The sequence below is a fragment of the Pseudomonas sp. B111 genome (assembly GCF_026428275.1).
Taxonomy (GTDB): Bacteria; Pseudomonadota; Gammaproteobacteria; order Pseudomonadales; family Pseudomonadaceae; genus Pseudomonas; species Pseudomonas aeruginosa.
In genome coordinates, this window is the sequence record NZ_CP097857.1 from 5,808,262 (window position 1) to 5,825,112 (window position 16,851).

17 protein-coding genes are annotated in these 16,851 nt (G+C 67.9%); 4 read left to right on the forward strand and 13 right to left on the reverse strand.

Annotation, left to right across the window (positions count from 1 at the left end):
• Nucleotides 1–5 precede the first annotated feature (5 nt).
• The 7 genes from M6E97_RS26895 to M6E97_RS26925 form a co-directional block, all read right to left on the reverse strand.
• Nucleotides 6–437: a hypothetical protein gene (locus M6E97_RS26895; protein WP_003084454.1), complete on the reverse strand. Its 432-nt coding sequence runs from the start codon at nucleotides 435–437 to the stop codon at nucleotides 6–8.
• A gap of 151 nt (nucleotides 438–588) precedes the next feature.
• A complete protein-coding gene (ggt, locus tag M6E97_RS26900; RefSeq protein WP_023095108.1) occupies nucleotides 589–2,322 on the reverse strand; it encodes a gamma-glutamyltransferase in 1,734 nt (577 codons plus the stop codon).
• Nucleotides 2,323–2,449: 127 nt separating this feature from the next.
• A complete protein-coding gene (locus M6E97_RS26905) occupies nucleotides 2,450–2,701 on the reverse strand; it encodes a YfhL family 4Fe-4S dicluster ferredoxin (protein WP_003084462.1) in 252 nt (83 codons plus the stop codon).
• A gap of 120 nt (nucleotides 2,702–2,821) precedes the next feature.
• A complete protein-coding gene (gene coaD / locus M6E97_RS26910; protein ID WP_003084466.1) occupies nucleotides 2,822–3,301 on the reverse strand; it encodes a pantetheine-phosphate adenylyltransferase in 480 nt (159 codons plus the stop codon).
• 148 nt (nucleotides 3,302–3,449) lie between these two features.
• The gene (locus M6E97_RS26915) at nucleotides 3,450–5,045 is read right to left on the reverse strand and encodes a GMC family oxidoreductase (RefSeq protein WP_003102870.1); all 1,596 of its coding nucleotides are present in this window, start codon (nucleotides 5,043–5,045) and stop codon (nucleotides 3,450–3,452) included.
• A 55-nt stretch (nucleotides 5,046–5,100) separates the two neighbouring features.
• On the reverse strand, nucleotides 5,101–5,649 hold the full coding sequence (locus M6E97_RS26920; protein WP_003084486.1) for a hypothetical protein: 549 nt from the start codon (nucleotides 5,647–5,649) through the stop codon (nucleotides 5,101–5,103).
• A gap of 54 nt (nucleotides 5,650–5,703) precedes the next feature.
• Entirely contained in the window at nucleotides 5,704–7,134 is a 1,431-nt protein-coding gene (locus tag M6E97_RS26925; protein WP_033939730.1) for a coniferyl aldehyde dehydrogenase, read from the reverse strand.
• A gap of 287 nt (nucleotides 7,135–7,421) precedes the next feature.
• On the opposite strand from M6E97_RS26925, the gene M6E97_RS26930 reads away from it, so the two are divergent.
• On the forward strand, nucleotides 7,422–8,069 hold the full coding sequence (locus M6E97_RS26930) for a TetR/AcrR family transcriptional regulator (protein ID WP_003084488.1): 648 nt from the start codon (nucleotides 7,422–7,424) through the stop codon (nucleotides 8,067–8,069).
• On the opposite strand, the gene M6E97_RS26935 is transcribed toward M6E97_RS26930, so the two are convergent.
• The 6 genes from M6E97_RS26935 to M6E97_RS26960 all read right to left on the reverse strand — a co-directional run bounded on the left by M6E97_RS26935 (nucleotide 8,054) and on the right by M6E97_RS26960 (nucleotide 13,604).
• Nucleotides 8,054–8,464, reverse strand: coding sequence for a GNAT family N-acetyltransferase (locus tag M6E97_RS26935; protein WP_003084489.1), 411 nt, complete (start codon nucleotides 8,462–8,464; stop codon nucleotides 8,054–8,056). The genes M6E97_RS26930 and M6E97_RS26935 overlap by 16 nt on opposite strands.
• Before the next feature lie 62 nt (nucleotides 8,465–8,526).
• Nucleotides 8,527–9,525, reverse strand: coding sequence for a hydrolase (locus tag M6E97_RS26940; protein WP_003084490.1), 999 nt, complete (start codon nucleotides 9,523–9,525; stop codon nucleotides 8,527–8,529).
• 36 nt (nucleotides 9,526–9,561) lie between these two features.
• A complete protein-coding gene (locus M6E97_RS26945) occupies nucleotides 9,562–10,128 on the reverse strand; it encodes a hypothetical protein (protein WP_003084491.1) in 567 nt (188 codons plus the stop codon).
• Nucleotides 10,129–10,130: 2 nt separating this feature from the next.
• Complete coding sequence (gene rsmD / locus M6E97_RS26950) at nucleotides 10,131–10,727, reverse strand: 16S rRNA (guanine(966)-N(2))-methyltransferase RsmD (RefSeq protein ID WP_003102864.1); 597 nt, start codon at nucleotides 10,725–10,727, stop codon at nucleotides 10,131–10,133.
• On the reverse strand, nucleotides 10,727–12,214 hold the full coding sequence (locus M6E97_RS26955) for a M16 family metallopeptidase (protein ID WP_023095110.1): 1,488 nt from the start codon (nucleotides 12,212–12,214) through the stop codon (nucleotides 10,727–10,729). The genes rsmD and M6E97_RS26955 overlap by 1 nt, the downstream gene beginning before the upstream one ends.
• The gene (locus M6E97_RS26960) at nucleotides 12,207–13,604 is read right to left on the reverse strand and encodes a M16 family metallopeptidase (RefSeq protein ID WP_003084498.1); all 1,398 of its coding nucleotides are present in this window, start codon (nucleotides 13,602–13,604) and stop codon (nucleotides 12,207–12,209) included. The genes M6E97_RS26955 and M6E97_RS26960 overlap by 8 nt, the downstream gene beginning before the upstream one ends.
• A 120-nt stretch (nucleotides 13,605–13,724) precedes the next feature.
• On the opposite strand from M6E97_RS26960, the gene ftsY reads away from it, so the two are divergent.
• The 3 genes from ftsY to ftsX are packed head-to-tail and all read left to right on the forward strand — an operon-like array spanning nucleotide 13,725 to nucleotide 16,749.
• On the forward strand, nucleotides 13,725–15,074 hold the full coding sequence (gene ftsY / locus M6E97_RS26965) for a signal recognition particle-docking protein FtsY (RefSeq protein WP_023095111.1): 1,350 nt from the start codon (nucleotides 13,725–13,727) through the stop codon (nucleotides 15,072–15,074).
• Nucleotides 15,071–15,742 carry a cell division ATP-binding protein FtsE gene (ftsE, locus tag M6E97_RS26970; RefSeq protein ID WP_003084505.1) on the forward strand — a complete coding sequence of 224 codons (672 nt, stop codon included), beginning with the start codon at nucleotides 15,071–15,073 and terminating at the stop codon, nucleotides 15,740–15,742. Before ftsY ends, ftsE begins: the two co-directional genes overlap by 4 nt.
• On the forward strand, nucleotides 15,742–16,749 hold the full coding sequence (gene ftsX, locus M6E97_RS26975) for a permease-like cell division protein FtsX (protein ID WP_003084508.1): 1,008 nt from the start codon (nucleotides 15,742–15,744) through the stop codon (nucleotides 16,747–16,749). The genes ftsE and ftsX overlap by 1 nt, the downstream gene beginning before the upstream one ends.
• Nucleotides 16,750–16,851: the final 102 nt, after the last annotated feature.

Sequence of the window (16,851 nt, forward strand, 5' to 3'; positions counted from 1 at the left end):
CTTGTTCAGGGGGTGTAGCGGTATTTCGTTTCCACGTCCTGGCGCTTCCGCGCCAGCGTGGCGCCGTCCAATGCGCCGTTGTCGGCCAGCCGTTGCAGTTCGTCGAAGTCGCGCTGGCGCAGCTTCTCCAGGTGCACCCGGGTCGCGGTGTAGTTGATGCGCTGGGATGCGTCGTAGCCGCTCACCGGGTCCCAGAGGATCGACAGCGGCCAGAACAGCAGGTTGACCACCCCGAGTCCGTAGGAACGGCCGTAGAAGGAGCCGCCGCCGGGGAGCAGGCCGAGGGCCGCGCCGGTGCCGGGGGATTTCTCGATGACCGCCAGGTTGCGGGCTTCGTAATACTCAAGTTCGGCCGTCTGCTGCGAGTTGAGGCCGCTGGCGCAACCGCTGGCGAGGGCGAGGGTGGAGGCGATCAGGAGGGGACGAAACAGCGACATCGGGTTTCCTTGCTTTTGATTATCCAGTATCCGTGTGAGCCGCCTGCGCGGCGGCGCGCAAGCTAGCATGGATGGATGTCAAAAGGCCATCATCGATCGCTGGTATCCGCGTTTTTGAGCGCTGTCTCTCGTTTCGCCGCTCTCCTGGGGTTCAGTGCGCCTGGGGCTGTGCCTGCATCTCCGGGGAAAACGCCGAATAACCGATCCCGCGCGGGTCGCTGGCGGCGTCGACGCGGCCGCTGCGCTTGTCCCAGTAGAGCACCTGCTGGTTGCCGTAGCTGCGCTCCAGGCGTTTGAGCTGATAGCCGCGCCGGCGCAGTTCGGCGGCCTCGGCATCGCTGAAGGCGCGCGGTTCGTACTCGACGACGTCCGGCTTGTACTGGTGGTGGTAGCGCGGCGCGGCGACCCATTGGCCGACCGGGCGGCCGTCGAAGTACTGCAGCATGGAGATCAGCACCATGCTCGGGATACGGCTGCCGCCAGGGGTGCCGAAGGCGGCGAAGTCGGTCGGGCTTTCCAGGAAGCTCGGGCTCATGCTCGACAGCGGGCGCTTGCCGGCCGCCACCGCGTTCGCCTGGCTGCCGGCCAGGCCGTAGCTGTTGGCGCCCTGGGTGTCGGCGGCGAAATCGTCCATCTCGTTGTTCAGCACCACGCCGGTACCGGGAACGGTGAAGGCGGCGCCGAACGGCAGGTTCACCGAGAGGGTGGCGGCCACCGCGTTGCCCTGGGCATCGATCACCGCGAAGTGGGTGGTGTGGTCGCCCTCGCGCCAGGCCGGCGCCTCCGGCAGCGCCGAGCTGGGCGTGGCGCGGCGCGGGTCGATGCCGGCGGCAAGGCGCTTCAGGTAGTCCGGCGCCAGCAAGCTGGGCAGCGGGTTGGCGACGAAGTCCGGGTCGCCGAGCAGGCCTCGATCGCGGTAGGCACGGCGCAGGACCTCCAGCACGTAATGGGCGCGCTGTACCGGCTCGGCCTTCTGCCACGGCAGCTGTTCCAGCATCTGCAGGCTCTGCGCCAGGGCCACGCCGCCGGCCGAGGGCGGCGGTGCGCTGATCAGTTCGCGGCCGTTGGCCAGCTTCACCTCCAGCGGGCGGCGTTCGATCACCCGGTAGTCGCGCAGGTCGGCCGCGCTCCAGATGCCGCCGCCGGCGCGGACCCCGGTGAGCAGCTTGTCCGCTGTCTCGCCTTCGTAGAAGCCGATCCGCCCGTAGCGCCCGAGGCGTTCCAGGGTACGTGCCAACTGCGGTTGGCGGAGCAGGTTCCATTCGTCGGGGATTCCGCCCTTGTCGAGGAAGATCCGCGCGGTTTCCGGGTTCTTGCGCATCGCTTCCAGGCGCATGGCGGCGCGGTCGCGGTAGACCCGGTCGACGGATACGCCATCCACCGCCAGGCGGATCGCCGGCACCAGGTTGTCGGCCAGGGGCTTGCGTCCGTAGCGGCCGCTCAATTCGACCAGCGCCGCCGGCAGGCCGGGGATCGCCGCCGCCAGCGGGCCGTCGACGGACAGCCTGGGGTCGACCTTGCCGTTGCGCCGGTACATGTCGGCGTAGGCGGCCTTCGGCGCGCGCTCGCGGGCGTCGAGGAAGCGATAGGTCGGCTGCGCGCCGGCCTGGCGCAGAAGGAAGAATCCACCGCCGCCGAGTCCCGAGCCGTAAGGCTCGGCTACCGCCAGGGCAGCGGCGATGGCCGCCGCGGCGTCGAAAGCGTTGCCGCCATTGGCCAGGGTTTCCAGGCCGGCGACGGTCGCGGCCGGATGTGGCGTGGCGACGGCGGCCTGCTGCGGTGCGTGGGCGTCGCCGCGAAAGCTGTCGGCATGCGCCGCGAGGCTGAGCAGGGACAGGCCGCAGGCGGCGACCAGGGTACGGACGGGCAGGTTCAGGAAGGACATGGCGGCTCACTGTTCAGCGGCGTTCGCGGGACGGGACCGCGAACGCCTCAGACTGGATTGCCAAGGATAGCCAAAAGCGCGTCGGACGGGGCGCGAACCGTCCCTGAAGGACAGGCGCCGGCGGGGATCAGGCCTTGCCGGTGATCTTCCGGTATTTCTCCATCAACTGGTCCTTGCTCTCGACATTGGCGTCGTCGAGGGGAATGCAGTCCACCGGACAGACCTGCTGGCACTGCGGCTCGTCGTAGTGGCCGACGCACTCGGTGCAGAGATTGGGATCGATCACATAGATTTCTTCGCCTTGCGAGATCGCGCCGTTCGGGCATTCGGGTTCGCAGACGTCGCAATTGATGCAATCGTCAGTGATTTTCAGGGACATCTAACAACTCCAACCGCGACGGACAGCCACGGCATCGGTAACGGGAATAGCGGAATTGTGCCGCATCGGCGCCCGCAGTGCACGCGGGGCGCCGACGGGAGGCCGGCGGAGAGACGCGGATCAGCGCTTGAAACGTTCCGCCAGGGCGTCTGCCACGGCCGGATGCACGAACTTGCTGATATCCCCGCCGAGAGCGGCGATTTCCCGGACCAGCGTCGAGGAAATGAAGGAATACTTCTCCGACGGGGTGAGGAACATGCTTTCCACGTCGGGGGCGAGCTGGCGGTTCATGTTGGCCAGCTGGAACTCGTACTCGAAGTCGGAAACCGCGCGCAGGCCGCGGAGGAAGACATTCGCCTTCTGCTCCTTGACGAAGTGCGCCAGCAGGGTGGAGAAGCCCACCACCTCGACGTTCGGCAGGTGCTTGGTGACCTCCTGGGCCAGCGCCACCCGCTGTTCCAGGCTGAACAGGGGGTTCTTCTTGGGGCTGGCGGCGACCGCGATGATCACATGGTCGAAAAGCCGTGAAGCACGTTCGATCAGATCGCCGTGACCCTTGGTGATGGGATCGAAGGTGCCTGGGTACAGCACTCGGTTCATCGCTACGTCCTGGCAGGGTTTCGTAAGGGAATCGGATGGTAGCGCAGGGATGCCCGTGCGGCCAAGACGCACGGGCCATCGGCCTTTAGCCCATAGGTCTGATGGCGCCGGGCCGGCTGCCGCGGCGCGCGGCCGGCCGGGCGGCGGTTCAGGCCCTGGCCAGGCGTTCGGCCAGCGCGCTGGCCAGTTGCGCGGTAAGACCGTAGACCGAGAGCTGCGGGTTGGCGCCGATGCTGGTGGGGAACAGCGAGCCGTCGTGGATCGACAGGTTCCGCAGGTGGTGATGGCGGCCGAGGCTGTCGGCCACCGCCACGGCCGGGTCTTCGCCCATGGCGCAGCCGCCCATGACGTGGGCGCTGCCCAGGCGCGTGCGGTAGATCTCCAGGCGCAGGCCGTCGATGATCCCGCGCGCCTCCTGCAGGTTCTTCGCGCTACGCGCGTCGCTGTGCACCGGCCGCACTTCCCGGGCGCCGGCGGCGAACTGGATCTCCGCCATGGTATGGAAGGCACGGCGGATACCGTCCCAGGTGTAGTCGGTCATTCGGTAGTCGAGCACTGGGGTGTCGTCGCCGCGCAGGCCGACCGAGCCCTCCGCGCTGTCCGGGTGGAAGCCGTCGCGGAGCAGGGCGAGCATCATGTTGGTATGCGGTAGCTGTTCCATGCGCAGGGCGTTGTCGCTGCCGAAGCCGCCGAGCAGCACCGAGGCCAGCGACGGTTGCAGCGGCGGCACCTCCAGTTTGTAGGACATGCGTCCGGTGACGCCGTCGTCCCATTGGAAATGGTCGGAGTAGATCGACTGCGGTGCGCCGTAGAAGGGGTTGATCACCCGGTCGAACAGCCCCGCGCTGAAATTCACCGTGTGCAGGAAGGTGCGCTTGCCGACCCGCTGGCTCGGATCAGGCGCCTTCGAGCGGAGAAGAATCGCCGGGGTGTTGATGCCGCCGCCGGAGAGCACGTAGTGCCTGGCCCGGACCCTGATCCGGCGGCCGTTGGGCGCCACGCAGCGCTCATCCATGCCCAGGCATTCGAGGCCCGTCACCTTGTCGCCATCCAGCAGCAGGCGGTTGGCGCGCGCCAGGTAGAGCAGCTCGCCGCCCTTGTCGAGGGTCGCCGGGATGGTGGTGACCAGCATCGACTGCTTGGCGTTGACCGGGCAGCCCATGCCGCAGTAGCCGAGGTTCCAGCAACCGAGGACGTTGCGCGGGATGACCTTCCAGTGATAGCCGAGCTTCTCGCAGCCCAGGCGGATCACGTCGTTGTTGGCATTCGGCGGCAGCGCCCAGGGCGCCACGTGCAGGCGCTGCTCCATTTTCTCGAACCAGGGCGCCATGTCCTCCGCGCTGTGGCCCTTGACCCCGTAGACCTGGGCCCAGTGCTGCAGGGTCGGTTCCGGGGTGCGGAAGCTGCTGGTCCAGTTGATCAGGGTGGTGCCGCCCACGGCGCGACCCTGGAGGATGGTGATGGCGCCGTCCTTGCTCATCCGGCCGATGCCTTCCTGGTATAGCTCGGGGTAGGCGTCGGCCTCCTGCATCTTGAAATCGCTGCTGGTCTTCAGCGGGCCCTCTTCCACCAGCAGCACCTTCAGGCCGGCGGCGCTGAGGATTTCCGCGGTGGTGCCGCCGCCGGCGCCGGTGCCGACCACGACCACGTCGGCCTCCAGCTCCAGGTCGTCGTCCAGGCGCGAGCCGTTGTAGGTTTTCCAGCCGCGGGCGAGGCCCTCGGCGAACAGATCGGGTACAGGCATGAATGCACTCTCAGGCTAGGCGGCTTCGGGCTCTTCGTATTGTTCCGGGGGCGGCTCAAGCGATCTTCGGCGGTCCGGGATAGCCACAATGGGCCCACGCCTCGGGGCGGGCGTACCAGGCCATCATCGCCAGTTGCATCAGCGAACTGTGGCCCATCCGCAACAGGCCGATGAAGCTGTTTTCCCAGCGCGAAAGGAATGCCCGAACGTCGTCGCCGCTGGCGTTCTCCCAACTGCCCCAGATACCGGTCAGCGGGCCACGGGTGAGCGGCAGGGCGAGCACGTCGAAGAGTTGCTGGGTGAGCTTGAACATCTCCGGGGAGAGCCGCGCCAGGTTGTGGTCGAGGCTCTGGATCGCGCCCTCCACGGCTTTCGGCATCTGCTCGGCGGAAACCGCGCCGAGCAGCATCACCGGCAGCAGCGCACGGAGGAACGGCAGGTCGGATTCGCGGACCTTTTCCAGGCCGCTCGCCGGTTTCTCCGCCGAACAGCCGGTGAGGCTGGCGGTGACGCCCGCGGTGGCGAGGAAGGCGCCGCCGATCAGGCCGACTTTCATCAGGCTGCGTCGGGACAGGCCGGCGCTTTCGAGAGTGGTGTCGCTCATTGTTGTTATGTCACCTGCAGCGTAGGAATGAGGGGGCGCCGCACGCGCCCCGGTTCAGCGCACGAACAGCTTGTAGACGAGCTTCTGGATCGACTTGCCGTAGGGCGGGTAGATCATTCGCGCGGCGTTGAAGCGCGGCTTGCTGAACACGCCCTTGGCCTTGCTGAAGGTGAGGAAGCCTTCGTGGCCATGGTAGTGGCCCATGCCGGAGGGACCGACGCCACCGAACGGGATGTCGTCCTGGGCGACATGCAGCAGGGTGTCGTTCAGGCACACGCCGCCCGAGTGGGTCTCGTGCAGCACGCGCTGCTGTTGCGCCTTGTCGTAGCCGAAGTAGTACAGGGCCAGCGGTCGCGGGCGCTGGTTGACATAGGCCAGGGCGTCTTCCAGGCGCTCGTAGGGGATCACCGGCAGCAGCGGGCCGAAGATTTCCTCCTGCATCACTTTCATGTCGTCGCTGACGTTCAGCAGCAGCGTCTGCGGCAGGCGCCGCTGCTGGCCCTCGGCGAACAGCGGGACGAGGGTCGCGCCCTTCTCGCGGGCGTCGTCGAGATAGCCCCGGAGGCGGCCGAGCTGGCGCTCGTTGATGATCGCGGTGTAGTCGGGGTTGTCCGGGAGGCGCGGGAAGAAGCCCTGGACCACCTCCTTGTACTGGCTGACGAATTCCTCGACGCGCCGGCTCGGTACCAGCACGTAGTCGGGCGCGACGCAGGTCTGCCCGGCGTTGAGGCTCTTGCCGAAGGCGATCCGCTCGGCGGCGTCCTTCATCGGCACGCTGTCGGAGACGATCGCCGGCGACTTGCCGCCCAGTTCCAGGGTGACCGGGGTCAGGTTCTCGGCGGCGGCGCGCATCACGTGCTTGCCGACGCTGGTGGCGCCGGTGAACAGCAGGTGGTCGAACGGCAGCTTGGAAAAGGCCACGCCGACGTCCACCTCGCCGAGCACCACGGCGACCTGGTCCTCGGGGAAGATCCGCGCCAGCAGGTCCTTGAGCAGGCGCCCGGTGGCCGGGGTCGACTCGCTCATCTTGATCATCACCCGGTTGCCGGCGGCGAGGGCCCCGGTCAGCGGGCCGATGGAGAGGAACAGCGGATAGTTCCAAGGCACGATCACCCCGACCACGCCCAGCGGCTGGTACACCACCTGGGCCGAGGCCGGCTGGAATTGCAGGCCGACCGCGCGGCGCGCAGGCTTCATCCATTTCTTCACGCGCTTGGCGGCGTAGTGGATGCCGTGCAGGCTGGGCATGATCTCGGCGAGCAGGGTCTCGTCGGCGGAGCGCGCGCTGAAGTCCTGGTCGATGGCCTCGATCAGTGCCTGCTGTTCCTTGAACAGCAGGTCGCGCAGGGCCTTCAGCCACTGCACGCGCTGCGTGGCGTCGGGCATCGGCTGCGCCAGGTAGGCGGCGCGCTGGCGGGCGAAGAGGGCTTCGAGCTGGTTGATTTCCTGCTGGCTCTGCTGCAGGTAGGCGATATCGGCGACCATGGGCTGGCTCCTCGGCGAAGCGTGGGCGGCTGCGTGGCCGCGCGTCTGTCGTTATGGCGGACCTGCTCGGTCCGATGAATTTCGCTACGTCGCTGGATTTCTAGAGTAAATACTCTAAAGTGTCAAACAGCATGCCTGCCAGCCCGGCGCTTGCGTACCCAACGAAAGGCGGGCCGGTCGCCGGCCGCCGCCCCGGGGGCTGACCCGGGCGGCCGGCTTTGTGTACCTTCTACGCTGTCACGGCGGGGCGCGCCCCGCACTGTTACCCGAACGAGCCCGTCGTCCCCATGGCACCACGCATCAAGACCCGCGATCGCATCGCCCAGGCCAGCCTGGAACTGTTCAACGCCCAGGGCGAGCGCAGCGTCACCACCAACCATATCGCCACCCACCTGGGTATATCGCCTGGGAACCTCTACTACCACTACCCGAACAAGCAGGCGATCATCGCCGAGCTGTTCGCCGAGTACGAAAGCCACGTCGAGAGTTTCCTGCGCCTGCCCGAAGGGCGGGGTCTGACGGTGGACGACAAGACCTTCTACCTGGAAGCGCTACTGGCCGCGATGTGGCGCTACCGCTTCCTCCACCGCGACCTCGAGCACCTGCTGGAAAGCGACCCGGAGCTGGCGGCGCGCTACCGCGCCTTCGCCCAGCGTTGCCTGGTCAACGCCAAGGCGATCTACCGGGGCTTCACCGAGGCCGGCATCCTGCGGATGAACGAGACCCAGCTGGAGGCCCTGACCCTCAACGCCTGGATCATCCTCACCTCCTGGGTGCGCTTCCTCTGCACCACCCTCGATCTCGACGGCGACCTCAGCGAGGCGCAACTGCGTCGCGGCATCTACCAGGTGCTGGCGCTGGAGAGCGGGCACATCGAGGCGCAGGCCCAGGATGCGGTGGACGGGATTTCCGAGCGGCTCTACGTGCCGCTCTGATCGCGCAGGGTTTTCTCCAGCACCTGCTGGATGTGGATGCCGTGGCGGCGGAAGAAGGCTTCGGTACCGAGGGTGGCGTCGGTGAACAGGTAGGCGCCGCGGTGATCCTCGGCGAAGCGCCGCAGCAGGGCTGCGCCGACGCCGCTGCGCTGTGCGCCTGGCAGCACGGCGATTTCCGCCAGCCAGACGCGAATCGGTGTTTCTTCCTCGGCGCGCAGCAGGCCGACCAGGCGGCCGTCGCGTTCGGCCAGCAGGGAATAGCCGGAATGCTGGTACAGCGTGCGTAGCTCGGCAGGCGGCATGCGCCGGTCCCAGCCGACTGCCGCGTGGATCGCCAGGATCGCCTCGCAGTCGGCGTCGTCGAGCATCGGGTTGTGCCGCAGCGTCAGTTCCATTCGCCCCCCTTTTTCCTTCAGCCTGTTCCTATTCTGCCGCCCGTCGCCGGACGCCGGCCAGCTCAGTGCTGCCGCAGGCGGGCCTCCAGCCAGTCGGGGATGCGTCGTTCCAGGTAGTAGGTGGGCTGGCGCGGAGAGCCGTCGACGAAGCCGACGTGACCGCCGCGGGCGTGCAGTTCCAGCTCGGTGCAGGGTGCCAGTTCGCTGCGATCGGGCAGGCTGCGGGCGAACACGAAGGGGTCGTCGCTGGAATGGATGATCAGGCTCGGCGTGCGGATGTCCGGCAGGTAGTAGCGGCTGGACGCGCGCCGATAGTAATCCCTGGCGTCGGCGAAGCCGTGCAGCGGCGCGGTGACCCGGCCGTCGAAGTCCCAGAAGGTGCGCATGCCCTCCAGCGGACCGAGGCGTTGCAGGGCGGCCAGGCCTTCCGCCTGGCCCTGCTCGCCGAACAGCCGCTGCTTGTCCTGCACGTAGGCCAGCATGGCCTTCATGAAGTGCGCCTGGTAGACCCGGGAAAAGCCCAGGCCGATGCGGTCGGCGCACTCGTCCAGGCGGAACGGCACCGACACCGCGACGCCGCCGAGCAGCGGGCAGTCCCCAGCGGTTTCGCCCAGGTACTTGAGCAGCACGTTGCCGCCCAGCGAATAGCCGACCGCGTACAGCGGCGCTTGCGGGCGCCTGGCGCGCAGGTGCGCGACCACCTCGGCGAGGTCGTCGCTGACCCCGGAATGGTAGCCGCGCGGCAGGCGGTTCGGCTCCCCCGAGCAACCGCGCCAGTTCAGCGCCACGCTGGCCCAGCCGCGCTCCAGCAGGGCGCGCTGCAGACCGAGGATGTAGTGCGACGAGGATGACCCGGTGAGGCCGTGCAGTGCCAGCACCAGCGGGGTTTCGGCATCGTGCGGGCCGGCCCAGTCGAGGTCGATGAAGTCGCCATCGGCCAGCCACAGGCGTTCGCGCTGCCGTTCCAGGGTCGGCCCGCGGCGGAAGAACGGGCTCCACAGGGTCTGCAGGTGCGGATTGGGCAGCCACCAGGCGGGCTGGAAGGTCGGGGACGCGGTCATGCGCAGGTCATGGGCGGTGGTGGTGTGGTCACCAGCTTACCAGCCGAACTCGTCGGCGAGGTCCTCCGCCCGCTGGCGCGAACCGAGGATCGGTTGCAGTTCGTCGACGAGCTGCTGCCGATAGCGGGGCGCGACGCTGCAGTCGTCCAGCAGGATGTCCTCGCCGGCGCCGCTCCAGACCTCGCCGAAGCAGGCCAGGCTGGCCGCCATCTGCCACAGGTCGTCGAAGCACGGGGCCGGGTCCCAGCCCCTGCCGCCATGCAGGTCGAAGAGTATGCGCCCGCTGCCGGTCTCGAGGATGAACGGGTCGGCGCCCTGGTCGGCCACCACCAGCCAGTCGTCCTGCCAGCCCGACAGGCGCTCGCCGCTGATGCCGTGCCAGCGATAGCCGGCCTGGCGCTGCCAGAGGCGGGCCAGGGACGGCAGGAAAAATGGGTTGCCGGCACTCTCCAGGGTGCAGTCGAGTGGGCCGACCTCGCGGTAGAAACGCTCCAGCTCGGCGGGCAGGGCGATATCGCCCTGCCAGTCGGCGGCGGGTTGCGCCGCGCAAGGCTCGCCAAGCGCCAGCAGGCGTTGGCGAATGCTCGCGGAAGCCGGGCTCATCCTCAGGCTCCCCGCTGCCAGAGCGCGTAATGTACGTTGCCGGCTTTCTTTTCCCGGTGCAGCCGCCAGTTTCCGGGCAGGCCGAGGGACGAGGGGACGCTCTCGCTCTCGGTATAGATCCAGGCGTCGGGGTTCAGCCAGCCGCGGGTTTCGAGCAGGCGGCAGGCGTCCTGCAGCAGGTTCTGATGGAACGGCGGGTCGAGGAACACCAGGTCGAAGGCGCTCGGAGCCTGGTTTCCCAGGTAGCGCACGGCATCGCCGAGGACCAGTTGGGCGGTGCCGCACTTGAGCGCGTCGAGGTGGTTGCGCAGGGCCGCCACCGCTTCGCCGTTGGTATCCAGGGCCAGCCCTTCGCGGGCGCCGCGCGACAACGCCTCGAGGAACAGCGCGCCGCTGCCGGCGAAGGGATCGAGCACCCGTGCGCCTTCGACATAGGGTGCCAGCCAGTTGAACAGGGTCTCGCGGACCCGGTCCGGGGTCGGTCGCAGGCCGGGCCCGTCGGGAAAGACGAAACGCCGGCTGCGCCATTCGCCACCGATGATCCGCAGCTGTCCCTGGCCGCCGTGGCGGCCGGGGGCTTTCGCAGTAGGTTTGCTCATCAATGCTCCGGAACGCCGCTGGGTTGCTGGGCCGGCTTGGCGGTGGGTGGCGGCAGGGGTTTCTGCGGCACGCTCGGGCCGGCGCTGACGATGACGAAGGCGTCGGCGTCCAGGTGCTTGGCCATGGCGGTCCTGACCTGTTCGACGCTGAGTCCCTCGACCTGCTTGAGGAAGCTTTCCAGGTAGTCCAGCGGCAGGCCGTAGAAACCGATGGCGCCGAGCTGGCCGACGATGTCGGCGTTGCTCGCGGTGGACAGCGGGAAGCTGCCGGCCAGTTCGCGCTTGGCGTCGTCCAGCTCCTTCTGGGTCGGGCCGTTGGCCAGGTAGTCGCGGACGATGTCCTGGACCAGCTTCAGCGCACCTTCGCTGAGTTCGGCGCGGGTCTGGAAGTTGATCATGAACGGACCGCGTGCCTGCATGGCGGTGAAGCCGGAATAGATGCCGTAGGTCAGGCCGCGCCTTTCTCGCACCTGGTCCATCAGGCGGGTGCCGAAGCCGCCGCCGCCGAGGATCTGGTTGCCCAGGTAGAGCGCCGCGTAGTCGGGATCCTGGCGGTCGATGCCAAGCTGGGCGAGCATCAGGTGGGTCTGCTCGGAGGGGAAGTCGATGTGCGTCAGGCCGGGCTTGGGCGTTTCCGGCTGGGCGGTCTTGGCCAGCGCCGGGCCCTGGGGCAGCGCCTTGGAGACTTCTGCGGCGATCGCTTCGGCCTCCTGCCGCGAGAGGTCGCCGACCAGCGCGATGACCACGTTGCCGGCGGCGTAGGCTTTCTTGTGGAACGCCTGCAATTGTTCGCGGCTGATCGGTGGAATGGACTTTTCGTCGCCGTCGCTGGAGTGCGCGTAGGGATGCTCGCCATAGAGGCGCTTGAACAGCTCCAGCCCGGCCAGCTTGCCGGGGTTCTGCTTCTGGTACTCGAAACCGGCCAGGACCTGGTTCTTGATGCGTGCCAGGGCGTCCTCGGGGAAGGTCGGCTGGCCGATCACCTGTTCGAACAGCTTCAGCGCCTGGGTCCGCTTGTCGGCGTCGGACAGGCTGCGCAGGCCGGCCACCGCCATGTCGCGGTAGGAACCGTTGCTGAACGAGGCGCCGAGGTCCTCGAAGCCGGCGGCGATGGCAGTGGTGTCCTTGCCCGGCACGCCTTCGTTGAGCATGGCGTTGGTCAGCATCGACAGGCCGGGGGTGCCGGCGTCCTGGCTGCTGCCGGCGGCGAAGGTCAGGCGCAGGTCGAACATCGGCAGTTCATGGGCCTCGACGAACAGCACCTTGGCGCCTTCGGCGGTCTTCCATTCCTGGATGTCCAGCTTGCGATGGACCGGCGGCTGCTTGGCGACGTCCTTCAGCGACTGCAACTGGTTTTCCTCGACCGCCGCGGCATGGGCCGCCGCCGGGGTCTGGGTGGGACGCGCGACGAAATAGGCCAGCGCGGCCAGCAACGCAATGACGATCAGGCCGAGCAGGCCATAACGCAGCCCTGTGCGCTCACTCATGACGGGCCTCCTTTTCCTCGGCCTTCACAGGCAGCACTTGCGCCAGGGTCAGGCGCGACGGGGTGAAATAGGTGCGGGCGGCTTTCTGGATATCGTCCGGAGTCACTGCCTTGAGGGCCTCCAGGTCCTGGTCGATCAGCTTCCAGGACAGGCCGACGCTTTCCAACTGGCCGATGCTGCTGGCCTGGGCGGCGATGGAGTCCTTCTCGTAGACCATCCCGGCGATCATCTGCGCGCGCACGCGCTCGATCTCCGCGGCGCTGGGCGGGTTCTGCTTGAGGTCGTCGAGCTGCTTCCACAGACCGGCCTCGACCTGCTCGAGGGTCTTGCCCTTCTGCACGTTCGGCGTGGCCGAGAGGACGAACAGGCTGTCGCCGCGGTTGAACGCGTCATAGTAGGTGGAGGCGCCGGCGACCAGCTCCTCGCCGCGCTCCAGGCGCGAGGCCAGGCGGGCGCTGTAGCCGCCATCGAGCAGCGCGCCGATCAGGCGCAGGGCGTTGACTTCGCGAGGGTTCTCGCTGCTGCCCAGGCTGGGCACATTGAAGCCCATGATCAGGTTCGGCAGCTGGGTGCGTACGTACAGCTTGAGCCGGCGCTCGCCGGGCTCGGCCAGTTCCAGCGGCTTGCGCGCCGGCGGCAGCTGGCGCCAGGGGATCTCGCCGAAGTAGCGCTTGGCGAGGGTCTTGACCTCGTCGGCGGTGACGTCGCCGACCACTACCAGGGTGGCGTTGTTCGGCGCGTACCAGGATTCGTACCAGTGGCGCAGGTCGTCGATGGTCATGCGCTGCAGGTCGGCCATCCAGCCGATGGTCGGGGTGTGGTAGCCGCTGGCCGGGTAGGCGGCGGCCTTGAAGCGCTCGAAGGCGAGGGCGTTGGGATTGTCGTCGGTGCGCAGGCGGCGCTCCTCCTTGATCACCTCGATCTCGCTCTTGAACTGGTCGGCCGGCAGGCTCAGGTGGGCCATGCGGTCGGCTTCCATCTCCAGCGCCACCGGCAGGCGGTCGCGGGCCAGGACCTGGTAATAGGCGGTGTAGTCGTCGGTGGTGAAGGCGTTCTCTTCCGCACCCAGGTCGCGCAGCACCCGCGAGGCTTCGCCCGGGCCGAGCTTGCGGCTGCCCTTGAACATCATGTGTTCGAGGGCGTGGGACAGGCCGGTGAGCCCGGGTGTCTCGTAGCTGGAGCCGATCCTGTACCAGAGCTGGGAAACCACCACCGGGGCGCGGTGGTCTTCACGCACTATGACCTTCAGGCCGTTGTCGAGGCTGAACTCGTGGGTGGGCTGGGTTTCCGCCGCCTGGGCGAAAAGCGGTAGACAAAGGCTGGCTAGGAGCAGGCCGACGCGGCGGCGAGCTGGGGTTTTCATGGTGATCTGGACCTTTCGTGCCGCCACCGGGGTCTCAGGTCACTGCGGGGCAGGACCCTTAGCCCCGTCGGGCGAGGAGATGCTAGGATACCCATCCGTTTTCCGGGCGGCCACGTCCCGTGCCGCTCCCTTGAGATACAAGCATTCATGTTTGGTTCCAACGACGACAAGAAGGCCCCGCAGGGCGGGGAAAAGAAAGGTCTGTTCGGCTGGTGGCGGAAAAAGCCGCAAGCCGGCGAGCAGCCTGCCGATCAGCCTGTCGAGCCGGTCTCCGAGACAGCGGCCGCCGAGCAGCGCGCGCCCGCCGATGACGTGGCGCAATCCCTGACAGAACAGCCAGGTCGGCAGCAGCCCTCCGCTGCCGAGCCGGCCGAGCCGCCGGCGCCGGTTGCCGAAGCGCCGCTCGCCGGTGACGAGCCAGCGTCGGCCGAGGAGCATTCGCCCCGGCCCGAGGCGCCCGTCGCGCAACCCGAGCCTATCCTGGCTGCCGAGCCCGAGCCCGAGCCCGAGCCCGAGCCCGTTGCGCCGCTGGCCGCCGCTCCGGCAGTCAGCGAGCCGGCGACCAGGCCGGGCTTCTTCGCCCGCCTCCGGCAGGGGCTGTCCAAGACCAGCGCCAGCATCGGCGAAGGCATGGCCAGCCTGTTCCTCGGTCGCAAGGAAATCGACGACGACCTGCTCGACGACATCGAGACGCGCCTGCTGACCGCCGACGTCGGCGTCGAGGCCACCACCCTGATCGTGCAGAACCTGACCAAGCGCGTGGCGCGCAAGGAGCTGGCCGACAGCGGCGCGCTGTACAAGGCGCTGCAGGAAGAGCTGGCCAGCCTGCTGCGCCCGGTGGAGCAGCCGTTGCAGGTCGACGTCGCGCGCGAGCCCTATGTGATCCTGGTGGTCGGGGTGAACGGCGTGGGCAAGACCACCACCATCGGCAAGCTGGCGAAGAAGCTGCAACTCGAGGGCAAGAAGGTCATGCTGGCCGCCGGCGACACCTTCCGCGCTGCCGCCGTGGAGCAGTTGCAGGTCTGGGGCGAGCGCAACCGCATCCCGGTGATCGCCCAGCACACCGGCGCCGACTCCGCCTCGGTGATCTTCGACGCGGTGCAGGCCGCCAAGGCCCGCGGCATCGACGTGCTGATCGCCGATACCGCCGGACGCCTGCATACCAAGGACAACCTGATGGAGGAGCTGAAGAAGGTGCGCCGGGTGATCGGCAAGCTGGACGAGACGGCGCCCCATGAGGTCCTGCTGGTGCTCGACGCCGGCACCGGGCAGAACGCCATCAACCAGGCCAAGCAGTTCAACCTCGCGGTGGAGCTGACCGGCCTGGCCCTGACCAAACTGGACGGCACCGCCAAGGGCGGGGTGATCTTCGCCCTGGCCAAGCAGTTCGGCCTGCCGATCCGCTATATCGGTGTCGGCGAGGGGATCGACGATCTCCGTACCTTCGAGGCCGACGCCTTCGTCCAGGCACTCTTCGCAGAGCGGGAGAACGCATGATCCGCTTCGAGCAGGTCGGCAAACGCTATCCCAACGGCCACGTAGGCCTGCACGAGGTGTCCTTCCGCGTGCACCGTGGCGAGATCCTCTTCGTCACCGGCCACTCCGGCGCCGGCAAGAGCACCCTGCTGCGCCTCATCCTGGCGATGGAGCGACCGACCAGCGGCAAGCTGTTGCTCGGCGGCCAGGACCTGGGGCGCATCACTACCGCGCAGATCCCTTTCCTGCGCCGGCAGATCGGCGTGGTGTTCCAGAACCACCAACTGCTCACCGATCGTACGGTGGCGGACAACATCGCCCTGCCGCTGCAGATCCTCGGCATGCCCAAGCCGGAGATCGCCAAGCGCGTGGCCTCGGCCCTGGAGCGGGTGAACCTGAAGGAAAAGGGCGAGGCGTTGCCTTCCGACCTTTCCACCGGCCAGCAGCAGCGGGTCGGCATTGCCCGCGCCATCGTCCACCAGCCGGCCCTGCTGCTGGCGGACGAACCCACCGGCAACCTCGACCCGCGACTCGCCTCGGAAATCATGGGCGTGTTCGAGGATATCAATCGCCTGGGCACCACCGTACTGATCGCCAGCCACGACCTGGCCCTGATCGCCCGTATGCGCCATCGCATGCTGACCCTGCAGCGTGGCCGGATCATCGCTGACCGTGAGGACGAGGCCTGATGAGCGCCAACGATCTTCCCCGTGGCCCCGAAGAGGGCGCACCGGAACGCAAGACCCGCGAGAAACCGAGCCAGGAACAGACCGACTGGAGCGGCTCGTTCAGCGCCTACCTGGAAAGCCATCGCGCCAGCCTGGTGGACAGCCTGCGCCGGTTGTTCGGCCACCCGTTCGGCAGCTTCTTCACCTGCCTGGTGATGGGTATCACCCTGAGCCTGCCGATGGGCCTCTCGCTGCTGCTGAACAATGTCGAACGGCTCGGCGGCTCCTGGCAGCGCGCCGCGCAGATCTCCCTGTTCCTCGACCTGAAGACCAGCGAAAACCAGGGTCAGGACCTGCGCGAGCAGATCGAACGCCTGCCGGACGTGATCGAGGCCCAACTGATCAGCCGCGAGCAGGCGCTCAGCGAATTGCAGGAACAGTCCGGCCTGGGCGAAGCGCTCAAGGAGCTGCCGGAGAACCCGCTGCCGCCAGTGATCTCGGTCACGCCCAAGCAGATCGACCGGGCCGGCCTGGAAGCGCTGCGCCAGCAGCTCGCGGAGCTGCCTCATGTGCAGCAGGCGCAGCTCGACCTGGTATGGGTCGAGCGCCTGAGCGCGATCCTCAAGCTCGGCGAACGCTTCGTCTTCGGCCTGACCATCCTGCTGGTGCTGACCCTCTTGCTGGTGGTGGGCAACACCATCCGCCTGCACATCGAAAATCGCCGTAACGAAATCGAGGTGATCAAGCTGGTCGGCGGGACGGACGGTTACGTGCGCCGGCCATTCCTGTACATGGGCGCGTTGTACGGCCTGGGCGCGGGCATCCTGTCCTGGGCGCTGCTGGCCTATTCGCTGAACTGGCTGAACGGTTCGGTGGTCAACCTTTCAGGGCTGTACGGCAGCGACTTCGGCCTGCAGGGCGTGCCGCTGGACGACGGCCTGTCGCTCACCGTCGGCGCGGTGCTGCTTGGCTGGGTCGGCGCCTGGCTGGCCGTGGCCCGCCACCTGCGCGAGCTGGCGCCGCGCTGAGGACAGGGGAATCACGACCGGCCGGCGGGTCGCTGTAAAGGAACTTATACACCCGCTTGCAGTCAGATATCCGAGTGCTACACTGCGCGAGTTTCGTGAATC

Bases quoted from the DNA above. Each gene is read 5' to 3' on its own strand.
- M6E97_RS26915 (WP_003102870.1), bottom strand. From the start codon at position 5,045: ATGCCTGTACCCGATCTGTTCGCCGAGGGCCTCGCCCGCGGCTGGAAA.
- M6E97_RS26905 (WP_003084462.1), bottom strand. From the start codon at position 2,701: ATGTCCCTGAAAATCACTGACGATTGCATCAATTGCGACGTCTGCGAA.
- ftsY (WP_023095111.1), top strand. From the start codon at position 13,725: ATGTTTGGTTCCAACGACGACAAGAAGGCCCCGCAGGGCGGGGAAAAG.
- M6E97_RS26945 (WP_003084491.1), bottom strand. From the start codon at position 10,128: ATGAGCCCGGCTTCCGCGAGCATTCGCCAACGCCTGCTGGCGCTTGGC.
- ftsX (WP_003084508.1), top strand. From the start codon at position 15,742: ATGAGCGCCAACGATCTTCCCCGTGGCCCCGAAGAGGGCGCACCGGAA.
- M6E97_RS26930 (WP_003084488.1), top strand. From the start codon at position 7,422: ATGGCACCACGCATCAAGACCCGCGATCGCATCGCCCAGGCCAGCCTG.
- M6E97_RS26925 (WP_033939730.1), bottom strand. From the start codon at position 7,134: ATGGTCGCCGATATCGCCTACCTGCAGCAGAGCCAGCAGGAAATCAAC.
- M6E97_RS26920 (WP_003084486.1), bottom strand. From the start codon at position 5,649: ATGAGCGACACCACTCTCGAAAGCGCCGGCCTGTCCCGACGCAGCCTG.
- M6E97_RS26935 (WP_003084489.1), bottom strand. From the start codon at position 8,464: ATGGAACTGACGCTGCGGCACAACCCGATGCTCGACGACGCCGACTGC.
- rsmD (WP_003102864.1), bottom strand. From the start codon at position 10,727: ATGAGCAAACCTACTGCGAAAGCCCCCGGCCGCCACGGCGGCCAGGGA.
- coaD (WP_003084466.1), bottom strand. From the start codon at position 3,301: ATGAACCGAGTGCTGTACCCAGGCACCTTCGATCCCATCACCAAGGGT.
- ftsE (WP_003084505.1), top strand. From the start codon at position 15,071: ATGATCCGCTTCGAGCAGGTCGGCAAACGCTATCCCAACGGCCACGTA.
- M6E97_RS26955 (WP_023095110.1), bottom strand. From the start codon at position 12,214: ATGAGTGAGCGCACAGGGCTGCGTTATGGCCTGCTCGGCCTGATCGTC.
- M6E97_RS26940 (WP_003084490.1), bottom strand. From the start codon at position 9,525: ATGACCGCGTCCCCGACCTTCCAGCCCGCCTGGTGGCTGCCCAATCCG.
- M6E97_RS26895 (WP_003084454.1), bottom strand. From the start codon at position 437: ATGTCGCTGTTTCGTCCCCTCCTGATCGCCTCCACCCTCGCCCTCGCC.
- ggt (WP_023095108.1), bottom strand. From the start codon at position 2,322: ATGTCCTTCCTGAACCTGCCCGTCCGTACCCTGGTCGCCGCCTGCGGC.